Annotated in this window: 12 protein-coding genes; 6 read left to right on the top strand and 6 right to left on the bottom strand. The window is 63.5% G+C overall.

Annotation, left to right across the window (positions count from 1 at the left end; genetic code table 11):
* The first annotated feature begins 188 nt into the window (after positions 1-188).
* Positions 189-1,250 carry an acyltransferase gene (locus PHE40_RS09200; protein ID WP_299961047.1) on the top strand — a complete coding sequence of 354 codons (1,062 nt, stop codon included), beginning with the start codon at positions 189-191 and terminating at the stop codon, positions 1,248-1,250.
* Positions 1,251-1,339: 89 nt separating this feature from the next.
* Here the strand turns inward: PHE40_RS09200 and PHE40_RS09205 are convergent, their stop codons facing one another.
* Complete coding sequence (locus tag PHE40_RS09205) at positions 1,340-3,103, bottom strand: chloride channel protein (protein ID WP_366523601.1); 1,764 nt, start codon at positions 3,101-3,103, stop codon at positions 1,340-1,342.
* Between the two features lie 65 nt (positions 3,104-3,168).
* Between PHE40_RS09205 and rsmA the strand changes: the two genes are divergently transcribed.
* On the top strand, positions 3,169-3,996 hold the full coding sequence (rsmA, locus tag PHE40_RS09210) for a 16S rRNA (adenine(1518)-N(6)/adenine(1519)-N(6))-dimethyltransferase RsmA (RefSeq protein ID WP_299961049.1): 828 nt from the start codon (positions 3,169-3,171) through the stop codon (positions 3,994-3,996).
* A gap of 182 nt (positions 3,997-4,178) precedes the next feature.
* Here the strand turns inward: rsmA and PHE40_RS09215 are convergent, their stop codons facing one another.
* From PHE40_RS09215 to PHE40_RS09235, 5 genes are all read right to left on the bottom strand, one after another.
* Positions 4,179-5,045: a CHAP domain-containing protein gene (locus PHE40_RS09215; protein WP_299961052.1), complete on the bottom strand. Its 867-nt coding sequence runs from the start codon at positions 5,043-5,045 to the stop codon at positions 4,179-4,181.
* 384 nt (positions 5,046-5,429) lie between these two features.
* On the bottom strand, positions 5,430-5,780 hold the full coding sequence (locus PHE40_RS09220) for a RidA family protein (protein WP_299961054.1): 351 nt from the start codon (positions 5,778-5,780) through the stop codon (positions 5,430-5,432).
* 23 nt (positions 5,781-5,803) lie between these two features.
* On the bottom strand, positions 5,804-6,139 hold the full coding sequence (locus tag PHE40_RS09225; protein ID WP_299961056.1) for a hypothetical protein: 336 nt from the start codon (positions 6,137-6,139) through the stop codon (positions 5,804-5,806).
* Positions 6,136-6,615 carry a hypothetical protein gene (locus tag PHE40_RS09230; protein WP_299961058.1) on the bottom strand — a complete coding sequence of 160 codons (480 nt, stop codon included), beginning with the start codon at positions 6,613-6,615 and terminating at the stop codon, positions 6,136-6,138. The genes PHE40_RS09225 and PHE40_RS09230 overlap by 4 nt, the downstream gene beginning before the upstream one ends.
* Positions 6,605-7,609 (bottom strand): NAD(P)H-quinone oxidoreductase, encoded by a 1,005-nt coding sequence (locus tag PHE40_RS09235; protein WP_299961060.1) that lies wholly within the window; start codon positions 7,607-7,609, stop codon positions 6,605-6,607. Before PHE40_RS09235 ends, PHE40_RS09230 begins: the two co-directional genes overlap by 11 nt.
* Between PHE40_RS09235 and PHE40_RS09240 the strand changes: the two genes are divergently transcribed.
* The 4 genes from PHE40_RS09240 to trpS form a co-directional block, all read left to right on the top strand.
* Positions 7,587-8,798 (top strand): ABC transporter substrate-binding protein, encoded by a 1,212-nt coding sequence (locus tag PHE40_RS09240; RefSeq protein WP_299961062.1) that lies wholly within the window; start codon positions 7,587-7,589, stop codon positions 8,796-8,798. The two genes, PHE40_RS09235 and PHE40_RS09240, sit on opposite strands and share 23 nt — an antisense overlap.
* A complete protein-coding gene (locus PHE40_RS09245) occupies positions 8,795-9,265 on the top strand; it encodes a CHAP domain-containing protein (RefSeq protein WP_299961064.1) in 471 nt (156 codons plus the stop codon). Before PHE40_RS09240 ends, PHE40_RS09245 begins: the two co-directional genes overlap by 4 nt.
* A 19-nt stretch (positions 9,266-9,284) precedes the next feature.
* The gene (gene murJ / locus PHE40_RS09250) at positions 9,285-10,832 is read left to right on the top strand and encodes a murein biosynthesis integral membrane protein MurJ (protein ID WP_299961066.1); all 1,548 of its coding nucleotides are present in this window, start codon (positions 9,285-9,287) and stop codon (positions 10,830-10,832) included.
* A 31-nt stretch (positions 10,833-10,863) separates the two neighbouring features.
* The coding region (gene trpS, locus PHE40_RS09255; RefSeq protein ID WP_299961068.1) for a tryptophan--tRNA ligase at positions 10,864-11,432 on the top strand (569 nt) is incomplete at its 3' end.

Below are 11,432 nucleotides of genomic sequence, written 5' to 3' on the forward strand. Positions count from 1 at the left end.
CTTTTCAAAATAAAACCCGGCTTTATGATCATTGCTCTTTCGAGTCGTTCCGTTTTTGCCACAACGATCCCAAAAATGACCGGCATCGTATCAAACACAGCCGCCGCAGCCCCGCCATGCTTGACAGTACCGGCACCAAGCCAGCATCACCCTGAAATGAACGACCGGCCAACCGAATCGGGTCTGCGATGAACGATCCTTCGCCCGAGCGGCCGGGCAAACTTGTCAGCCTGGAAGTCGCGCGCTTTGCTGCGGCTCTGTGTGTCGGGACCGACCATATCGTCAGTTTCGCCGCTTCGCTCAGCCCAAAGCCGGTTCTGGGCGGATTCGACCTGCCACCGATCACTTCGGTATTGTTCTTTTTCGTACTCAGTGGTTTCGTCATCTACACCGCGCACCGCCAGGACTTCGGGCAGCCAAACCGGCTGCAGCGGTTCATCTGGCGGCGGTTCTGGCGCATCTACCCGGTTTACTGGCTATCCCTGGCCATTCCGCTGTTTTTTTTATGGCCCACCTGCAGCCCTGGATACCTGGCGAAAATCTTCACCCTCGCCCCGTTCACCTACAACAACAGTTTCCGTGAACTTATTCCGCCGGCCTGGAGTCTGCGTTTTGAAATCGCATTCTACCTGATGTTCGCGCTGGCGCTGCTCCCGCGCGTGGGGCGCTATATCCTCGGCGCATGGATATGTATCACCGCCTGGCATGTGTACCAGCCGATGAAGCCCATGGGCTTCATCCTGCGGTTGCCCCACGCGGTGGCATGGCATTTTTTTGGCCCGCACGAGCTCATGTTCTTTGCCGGGCTGGGGGCGGGCGCCGCCTTTTTCCGGCTTCGGTTGCACCACCGCTGGTTATGGTCGCTCCTGGCGGGCGCGAGCTTCGCCCTCGTGTTGCTCGCGAGGCTGGACGACTGGGGATTTCTCTACCCAAGCCTGGACCGCACCCCCCTGGTGGCCGGCAGCTTTGCCATCATCATTTTTTGCCTGGCCGCGCTCGAGCGTGGCGGGCACCTGCGCCTGAACCATCGTCTGGCGTGGTTCGGCGCCATGTCCTATCCATTCTATATAATCCACCCATCCGTTCTGTTTCTGGGTATCGACTTCTTTTACTATCACCCCGGCGACAAGCAGATGTTCAGCCCGCTTACCATATTCACAGGTTTCATGGTTGCATCTCTTACCGCGAGCGTGCTGGTCACATTTTTATACGACCGACCGTTGCAGCGCCTGTCCCGCCGGATGCTGTAGGGAGGTATTTAAAAGACACACCGGCCCATCTAGATTTTGCGACAACCTCGTCCGGCTGGCAGAAACCCTTGGGTCCCATCGGATCGCCCCTACTCGCCAGACATTTCCCGCCGCCTGCGGTCCAACTCCTCGTTATAGCGGCGCAAGGCGTATTGCTCGGTCAACAGCCCCAGAACATTGCGGGTATCCGGCCCGTCCAGCACGGCCAGCGCATCGGCCTCGGCCGCCTCAAAAGTTGCCAGTGCTTCCTTCACAGTCATCGCGGGCAGTAGAAAATGTTCCTGATGGTGTAGAATATCGCGCACCGAGCGTCCCTCGCCGGTGATGGCAAACGCCTCCGCCGGGTAGGCAATACCGGCATAGGCCGAATCTGCATCCGTCACGATCACGCGCTGGGTTGACCCCAGCGGCACCTCGGCGCGAAATACCATCAGGGTCATGCCATCATGCACCATCGCCGTGGCGCGGCGCATCATCCGCCCGACAGTGAGGGACTGAATCCAGCCGACATCAACAGCACTGCGGATCTGCTCGCCGCGCAGATGGAAGCGCCAGGTGGCGAAAGAATAGCCAAACAGCCGGCGCACGGTGATGGCCGAGACGATGGAAGCCGCCAGCACCGCCATGGTGACACCAAAGTTTTGCGTGCTCTCCAGCGCCAGAAAGGTCATGGTCATCGGCCCGCCGACAATTGCCACAGCCAGAGCACTCATGCCCACCACGGCATAGAAGCCACTTGGCATGGGGGTGACAAAAGGCAACACAGTGAGCACGCCTGCGAATACCTTGCCAAACAGGGCGCCTAAAAACAGCGAGGCGAAAAACAGGCCGCCGCGGAAGCCCGAGCCGATGGAGAATGCCGAGGCAACCGATTTTATCAGCAAAATCCCAAGCACGACGAGGAACGGATAGGCGATATTGATGTCGGCATGCAGGGCGGAATGGCCCGAGGACAAGGTTTTGGGCGAAATACAGCCGAGCAGGCCAGTCACGGCGCCGCCCAGAACGGGGCGCGCCCATAGCGGGATCCCCGAACGGCGGAACAAGCCCTCAATGGCGGTGACACCGCGCATGACCGCAATGCCGGCCAAGCCACAAGCAATTCCCTCCACCAGCACCGCGGCATAAGCGGCATTGGGCACATCCGCGGGCAGGGTTACCAGCAAGGGCGGGGTGCCGCCTGAGATGATCTGCACCGTGAGCGTACCCGCTAGGGCGGCGATCACCACGAAAGGCAGGGTCGCGATGGAGTATATGCCGATGATGAGCTCGATGCCGTAAAAAGCGCCGCACAACGGCGCGTTGAAGGCGCCGCCGATGGCCGCGGCCGTGCCGCAGCCGACCAGCACCCGCAAATCATTGCGCCGCAGCCGGAAACTGCGCCCCAGCCGGGAGGCGATGCCCGCACCCAGCTGGGCATAGCCAGCCTCCATGCCAACCGAGGCGCCCACGCCGTTGGACCAGGCGGTCTGCGCCGCGACGATCAGGCTGTCATTCAGCGAAACCCGCCCGCCGTAGAGCGCGTTGGCCTCCACCGGGTCCACCAGGTTACGCGGGCGCAGCCGGGCCAGCGCCCACATGCTGACACCCAGCACCGTGCCGCCCAGCACCGGCACCAGAAAGGCCCGCAGCGGCGCGACATGCAGGGATTCCGAGAGCCCTTGCCCCGACGGCAGCGCAAACAGCCGCTCATGCATGATTTGCGTGATGCCGTTGATGATGACGACGCCCACGCCACTGAGCACGCCCACGGCTGTAGAGAGAATCGCCAGCCAAATCTCATCGGCGCGCACCAGCGCGCGCAGCATCTGCGGCGCGTGCAGTACCCGTTCACCAAGCGGCCGGAGGGACAATGGTTTCGTTGTTTGCTGGCTCACATCCCCCTGTTGCCACGGTCCAGCCTCGGCTAACAAGCGCCATGCCGGATGAAATTTTACCACCCCCGCTCCGCGAGGTCATAAAAACCTACGATCTGCGGGCGGATAAATCGCTGGGGCAGCATTTTCTGCTGGACACGGACCTGTTGACCAGCATCGCCGCCATGGCGGCGCCGCTGGAGGGGGTCAATGTCATCGAGATCGGGCCGGGGCCGGGCGGGCTGACCCGCGCGCTGCTGGCCACCAAGGCGCGCCACGTCACCGCCATTGAATACGACCCGCGCGCGGTGGCGGCGATCAAAGCTTTGGCGGAAACCGCACAGGGCAGGCTCACGATTCTTCACGCCGACGCAATGAAGGCAGACCTGCCAGCACTGGTGCCGGCCCCGCGCGCCATCGCCGCCAATCTGCCGTACAATATCGGCACGCCGCTGCTGATCTCATGGCTGATGCAGGCGGCGCAATATCAGTCGTTCACGCTGATGTTCCAGCTCGAGGTGGCCGAACGCCTCTGCGCCGCGCCCAGCACCCCGGCCTACGGGCGGATCTCCGTGTTGGCGCAATGGCTGTGCGATGTGGATATCGTCATGCACATCCCGGCTAGTGCTTTCGCGCCGCCGCCAAAGGTGGACTCCGCCCTCATCCGGCTGGTGCCCAAACCAAGCCAGCCGGCGCGGGAGCAAATTCAGGCCATGGAAAAATTAACCGCCGCCGCCTTTGGCCAGCGGCGCAAGATGCTGCGCGGTGCGCTGAAGGGTCTTGGCGGCAGTGATCTCCTGCAAGCCGCGGGGATAGACCCCGCCCGGCGCGCCGAAACACTCAGCGTGCAGGAATTCGAGCGGTTGATGCTGGTTCTCATACGTAAATAATACCAGTCAGCCTTAAGGCTGACTGGTATGCGCGCGGGGCCGGTGGGGCGGCCGCGCGCAAAATCAAGAGCTTATACCAGCCCGCCACCAAACCAAGAGAGTCAAGCTCTTGGCGGGCGGCTATAAGGCCAGGAAAACTCCCTGGCCTTGCCTGTCCTTGAGGGGGCAGCCGAAAGCCGCGGCTATTGCAGGTTGCGGTTCGGACCTTCGGTGCTGACCGGCCGAACGCTGGGCGCTTCCGCGACTTCGTTCCCCTGGCCACTGGCCGCGATGACAGTGGCGCTGGCCGGCTTGTCGTAAATAAAGCCATAGGCCGGGTAGGCGGCGCCCCAAGTGCTGCTGTCACCCAGCTCAACCTGAACCTCGGACCAGTTGTTATCCGGAGAAACGTCCTGCACGGTCACGTCATTGGTAATCGTGCCGGGGACCCAATTAGCCTGGGTCACGAGGATGGTGCGGCTGTTGATCACATCGGTAACAACGGCGACATGGCCAAGCGGCATACGGCCGATGGCACGGAAATTAAGGACGGCGCCCTCAACCGGGGTGCTGCCGCGCTCGTAACGGCCGGCCGCCTCCGCCCACCAGAGGAAGGCATTGCCGGTCAGCTCGATATGCGACACTTCCCGCGCATAGGGAACGCATTGCAGGCCGGAATGGCGATACCGCGCCATGCGGTAATGCGCCTCATGGGTGTAGTGCGCTACCGGATGGATATAATGCGCCTCATGGGTGTAGTGCGCCACCGGATGGATGTAATGCTTTTCGTGCGCGTAGTGCGCCACCGGGTAGATGTAATGCGCCTCATGGGTGTAGTGCGCGTGATATTCCGAGGTTTTCCGGTAACCGGCGGCTTGCACATGCGGGGTGTGGGCATGGTGAGTGCTGGCAAGACGGACATGGCCGCGCAGGGGGGCGTGAGCGGCATAATGATGGGTGGATGCCTGTGCCGCGGCGGCGCTGAAGTATGCAGCCCCTGCCAGTCCGGCGCCCAGCAACGCCCGCCGGGCCTTTGCTCCAAACCCTCCAGCTTTGCTTCCACCTGCCATCAAATGCTCTGCCCCAGACTACCGTTGCGCCAATTTGGCATGCCAATGGGCTAAGGGTGGAATGCGTTCAACGCAATACGCATTTGCGACAAAAATACAACATAGTGACAAAATCGCCATTTACAGATCATGCACACAAACAAGTTAAGACTACATTCCTATTTGAGTTTCTTGTTGTGCTTTTTACTCTCAGGAAATTCAGCCGCCCTTTCCAGGGCGGCCGCGACTCGCAAAATTGAAGCCTAACCGCCTCAATATTAAAACAAAAAACCTTTTTCCGCTTAGAGCCTGATTGGTTTAAGTGTGATCAGGCTCTGGTTATTTTTCTGAGGGCGATTCACGCTTTCGGCTCGCTCGGCTGAGCGAACCTCAAACGATCGCACTCTAGCGGCAGGCGGTGATCATAATCTCAACAAGATAACCGGGATCCGCCAGAACCGCCTGCACGCAGGCGCGCACGGGGGCGGCGCCCTCAGGCAGCCATGCCGTCCAGACATTATTCATGGCTTCGCGGTCCCCCATATCCTTGAGCCAGATATGCGCCTGAAGCAGGCGGGTTTTATCCGTGCCGTGAATTTCCAGCAGAGAATCGATCTGCGCCAGAACATCCTTGGTCTGGGCCGTGATGTCCTGGGCCGGATCGGAAGCGACCACTCCCTGGGTGTAGACAAAGCCATGGTACTCAACCGCCTTGGACAGGACGGCGCTGGCATCGGTGCGGATAATACGGCTCATGAGAATAATCCTCTTACAAAAATTCAAGGGTTGACGATATGCGGGATAACGGCCGGCGCGCCGTTCAAATCATCCGGGCCGCCGCCGCCGCCGTTCTGTTCGCAATCGCTGATCTGGCTTTCGCGTTCATGCTCGGCGCCAAGTTTTTCACCGTCGAACGCATGCGTCGGCATCGCGCCGTACATCAACCCGTTTTGCGACGGGCGGGCCTGCTCATCGAGCGTGCTGGCGTTATAGGCGGCATCGGCCTGGGCTGTGCAGGCCGCGTCGTCGGCCTGCTGGGCCTGGCTTTCCGGCTGGACCGGCGCGCAGGCGGCGAGCGCGCCGCAGGCCAGAACCGCCATCAGAAATTTCATCATGTATTTGCACCCCTGGCTTGTGTGGGGGGCAATAGAGCGCGCAGGGCCGTTTCGTCAAAACCCCCCGCTTCATTGAGCGGCACCAGGGCGGCAGCGCGCAGCAACTGCGGATGGATGTCAACGCCCTCTCCGCCCAGAACCAGCCAAGGGCGCGTCCACGCGGCATCAGCCAGCAGCGCCACCAGGCCCAGCAACCGCAGGCAAACGGAAACACCGTGCGGCGTGTCCAGCCCGGCGGTATGCTCAACCGCCACGGCCCAGGCCGCCGCGTCTGGGTCAGCCAGCACCAGCTCCACCGGCGGGGCGGGCGGTGCTGTAAAACGGAGCCCGCGCGCCGGGGCCCTTTTCAGCCCGTCATGTGCGGCTTCCAGCGCCTGCTCCAGGTCACGCTTGCTCACCGCCGGGAGCGAGGATGCCGGCTGGTCAAGCTGGTGCAACACCTCGCCGGCTGGGCCGGTCAGCGTTTTAACCGGCAAGGTCGAGCATGATCTTGCCGATATGCATGCTGCTTTCCATCAGCGCATGGGCGGCGGGGGCCTCCTCCAGGGAGAACACCTTGTCGATGACGGGGGCAACCTTGCCTGCCTCCAGCCACGGCCAGACCTTGCGCTTCAGCGTGGCGGCGATGGCCGCTTTTTCCTCCGCGGTGCGCGGGCGCATGGTCGAGCCGGTATAGGTGAGCCGCTTGGTCATGACCGGCAGCAGGTCCAGCCCCTCCGCCTTGCTGCCCTGCATGAAGGCAACCTGCAAAAGCCGCCCGCGCAGCGCCAGGCATTTGAAATTACGCTGGGTATAAGGGGCGCCCACAATGTCGAGCACCACATCGACGCCGTGATTCTCGGTCAGGGTGGCGATGACCTTCACAAAATCCTGGGTGCGATAGTTGATCGCGGTGGCGCCGAACGCCTCAATGGCCGCGCATTTTTCCGCCGAGCCGGCGGTGGCGAAAACCTTCGCGCCGCTCGCCAGGGCAAGCTGGATGGCGGTGAGGCCGATGCCCGAGGTGCCGCCATGCACCAGCAACGTCTCGCCCGCGCTCAGATGCCCCATGTCAAACAAATTGGCCCAGACGGTGAAATAATTCTCTGGCAGGGCGGCGGCCTGCAGCGCGGTGAAGCCGTATGGCCAGGGCAGGCATTGCCCGGCGGGCACCGCGACGTATTCGGCATAACCACCGCCGTTACACAAAGCTGTTACCTTGTGGCCAGGATAGAATCCGCTGGCCATCGCCCCCAGCGCCACAACCTCGCCAGCGGCCTCCAGCCCCAGAATCGGGCTGGCGCCGGGCGGCGGCGGGTACAACCCCTTGCGCTGCTGCACATCCGGCCGGTTAACCCCCGCGGCGGCGACGCGGATCAACAGCTCATCCGGCCCGGGCACGGGCAGCGCGCAGCGGCCAATACGCATGACCTCCGGTCCACCGGGCGCGTTGATTTCAATATAACGCATGCTGTCGGGTAGTTGGTTCATCTGCATCACCTTGCCGGGTTTGGTGCCAAATGCGAGTTTAGCGGCGATGTCACATCCCACCCGCCGATTTCTGCTCGCCAGCCTCTCTACCAGCCTCATGGCAGGCCGCGCCAGAGCCGCCGCGCCGAAGGCCCAGCCCCCTACCCCGGCGACCGCCGGCGTGGTGCTGCCGCTCTCGGGGGATCTCTCGCTGATCGGCGATGAATGTCTGCGCGGCATCCATCTCGCCGCCAGCGCGCTAAACGCCGCAGGCGGCATTGCGGGGCACAAAGTGGCGCTGGTGGCGGCCGATGCCGTGGATCAGAGCCATGCAGCGGCGGCGGTGAATCAGGTGATCACCGGCGGCCATGCCGGAGTCGTACTCGGCACCGGCGCCTCGGCACTGTCTTACGCCGGCTCGGCCGCGGCCGAGCTGGCGCAGGTGCCCTATATCGAACTCAACGCCCCAGCCGTTGGCATTACAGCGCGCGGGTTCAAATTCCTGCTCCGCACGGGACCTACGACCAGCATGATCGGCGCGCTGGCGGTGAGCACGATCCAGAGCCGGTTCAAGGGCCGCAAAATCGGCCTGCTGTTCAATACCGGCGCCACCGGCGGGGCGATCGCGGCGGCGGCGATCGCGGCGCTCGACACCGCGAAAATTCCCGTGCTGCTGGCTATTGGCTACCCTGAGGACGTGACCGATTTGTACGACCCGGTCGGCCGGTTCATGCGCGCGGGGGTGGATCTGGTACTGCACGCGGGCGGCCCGTCCGATGTGCTCGGCTTCTACCTCGCCATGCAGGCGCAAAGCTGGCGGCCGCAAACCGTAATCGGCTGCGGCAACGGCTACACGCTGCGCGAAACAGCGGATGCGCTGGGCAGCGTCTTCGATGGCACGCTGGTCATCAGCGCGCCCTACTACCCGGCGGCGGCGGCACAGATCGCCCAGGCATATCAGGCAAAATATGGCATCCCGCCGCGCAGCGCCGACAGCCTGACCGCCTATGCCGGCGCGAAGCTGGTGTTCGATACGCTGAACGCGCAAGGCGGCAGCGCGGACAAATTGCTCGACGTTCTGCGCAAGGTGGATATCCCGGCCGGCGGCCTGGCCAACGGGTTTGGCGTGGCGTTTGATTCCAGCGGGCAGAATACGCGCAGCTTTGTCACGCTACAGTGCTGGCATGGCGCGCAGATCGCGCCGGCATGATGGCGCCCCGGCAACTGGCGCTGCTCCTGGCTTGCCTGGCGCTGGCGGCCTGCGCCGGGCCGCGCATGGCCTCTCCCAGCCATTTTGGCACCCCCACGCCGCTCACCTGCGTGCCTTATGCGCGCGAGGTCTCGGGCATTCAGCTCGATGGCGACGCCTATGAATGGTGGGACGAGGCCGATGGCGTGTATCCGCGCAGCCAGAGGCCCGCGCGCGGCGCTGTTTTGGTGTTCGCGCCGCATGGCCGCATGGATGTGGGGCATCTGGCGGTGGTGACCGCGGTGCGCGGGCGGCGCAAGATTCTGGTCACTCAATCCAACTGGCTGCCGCACCGCATCGAGCACGGCCAGCCGGTGGTCGATGTTTCCGCGCATAATAACTGGACGCGCGTGCGGGTGTGGTATGAGCCGGCGCACGCATTCGGCCGCAGGGTGTATCCCACCTATGGGTTTATCCTGCCGCATTAATCAGATAGGGCCTTAACTCATGATGCGCGGTGCCTTTACGGTCGGGATGTGGACGATGGCGAGCCGCGTCCTGGGCTTCGCCCGGGATATTCTCATCGCCGCGATTCTTGGCACCGGGCCGGTGGCCGATGCGTTCTTCGTGGCGCTGCGGCTGCCCAATCTGTTCCGGCGGCTGTTTGGCGAGGGGGCGTTCAACGCCGCGTTCGTGCCCTCCATCTCCGGCATCCTGCACACCGAGGGCGTGGCGGCCGCCGCGGGGTTTGCCGAGGAGGCGACCGCAGTGATGATCTTCTGGCTGGGCGGCATTACGCTCGCGGGCGAAATCTTCACGCCCTGGCTTTTGTATGCGCTCGCCCCGGGGTTTGCCGGCAACCACGCCAAGTTCACGCTGGCGGTGGCGCTGACGCGGATCATGTTCCCATACCTGTTCCTCATCTGCCTCACGGCGCTGTTCTCGGGCGTGTTGAACGCCATGAACCGCTTTGCCGCCGCCGCCGCCGCGCCGGTGCTCTTCAATGTGTTTTCCATCGCTTTCATGCTGGGGTTGAGCCGCTATGCGCCCAATCCAGGCTATGCGCTGGCCTGGGGGGTCACCGCTTCGGGCGTGGCGCAGCTTTTTCTGCTCATCTGGGCGGCGCGCCGGGTGGGAATGCGCATCACCGTGCCGCGTCCAAAGCTGACACCGCGCATGCGGACTTTGTTCCGCCGCATGACGCCAGGGCTGGTGGGAGCGGGGGTGACGCAGCTCAATGTCTCCATCGACATTATCATCGGCACCTTGCTGCCGGCGGGGTCGGTCTCTGTACTGTACTACGCCGACCGGGTGAACCAGTTGCCACTGGGGGTGATCGGCACCGCCGCCGGAACGGCGCTGCTCCCCGCGATTACCCGGCATATCGCCCTGCGCGAGGAGGGCGCGGCGTTGAACGCGCTCAACCGCGCGCTGGAAGGGGTGCTGATGCTCACCCTGCCCGCCGCCATCGGGCTTTCGCTCGCCGGGCGGCAGGTGATGGATGTGCTCTTCGTACGAGGCGCGTTTTCGCAGCATACCGCACTGCTGGCCGGGAACTCCCTGGCGGCCTTCGCGCTCGGCCTGCCGGTGTTCGCGCTGGTGAAGGTGCTCACCCCCGGTTTTTTCGCGCGCGGGGATACCGTGACGCCGCTGAAGATCGGCGTGGCCGCAGTGGCGCTCAACCTGTGCATGAACCTGCTGTTCATGCACCCGCTCAAGGCCGTGGGCCCGGCGCTGGCCACCAGCCTGTCCTCCGCCTTCAACGCCGCCGTGCTGCTGTTTCTGCTGCACCGGCGCGGGCATTTCGCGCTGGATGCCGCCGCGCGGCGCCGGTTGCCGCGCCTGCTGCTGGCCGGGGCCGTCATGGCCGGCGCGCTGTGGGCGATGAAGGTTTTTGTCCTCCCCCACGGCAAGGCAACCATTCCGCAGTTTTTGCTGCTCACCCTGGCGGGCGGCATTGCCTATGGCGGTTCGGGGATTTTGCTGCGCGCGTTTGATCTCTCAGAGCTGGCGGCGCTGCTGCGGCGCCGGCGGCGCAAAACGGGACAAGGTTGACCGGGGCAAAAAACCGCGCGACGTAGCCGCCATGGCACGCATATTCTCCGGCATTCAGCCCACTGGCATCGCGCATCTCGGCAACTACCTGGGCGCCGTGCAAAACTGGGTCAAACTACAGGACAGCAACGAATGCGTGTTCTGCCTCGTGGACCTGCATGCCATCACGGTGGCGCAGAATCCTGTTCTGCTGCGCGACCAGACGCGGCTGAACGCGGCGATATTGATCGCCTGCGGCATAGACCCGGATAAGCACATCCTCTTCCACCAATCCGCCGTACATGCGCACGCGCGCCTGGCCTGGATTTTCAACTGTGTCGCGCGCTTCGGCTGGCTCAGCCGCATGACCCAGTTCAAGGACAAGGCAGGCAAGGACCGCGAGGCGGTTTCCACAGGGCTGTTCGTGTACCCGAATTTGATGGCCGCCGATATCCATGCCTACCACGCCACGCAGGTGCCGGTGGGCGATGACCAGCGCCAGCATCTGGAGCTGGCCAACGACATCGCCGAGAAATTCAACCATGATTTCGGCGTGGAATTTTTCCCGCGCATCGAGCCGCTGATTTTGCCCGAGACCGCGCGGGTGATGAGCCTGCGCGA

The organism is Acidocella sp. (assembly GCF_028687955.1).
Lineage (GTDB): Bacteria > Pseudomonadota > Alphaproteobacteria > Acetobacterales > Acetobacteraceae > Acidocella.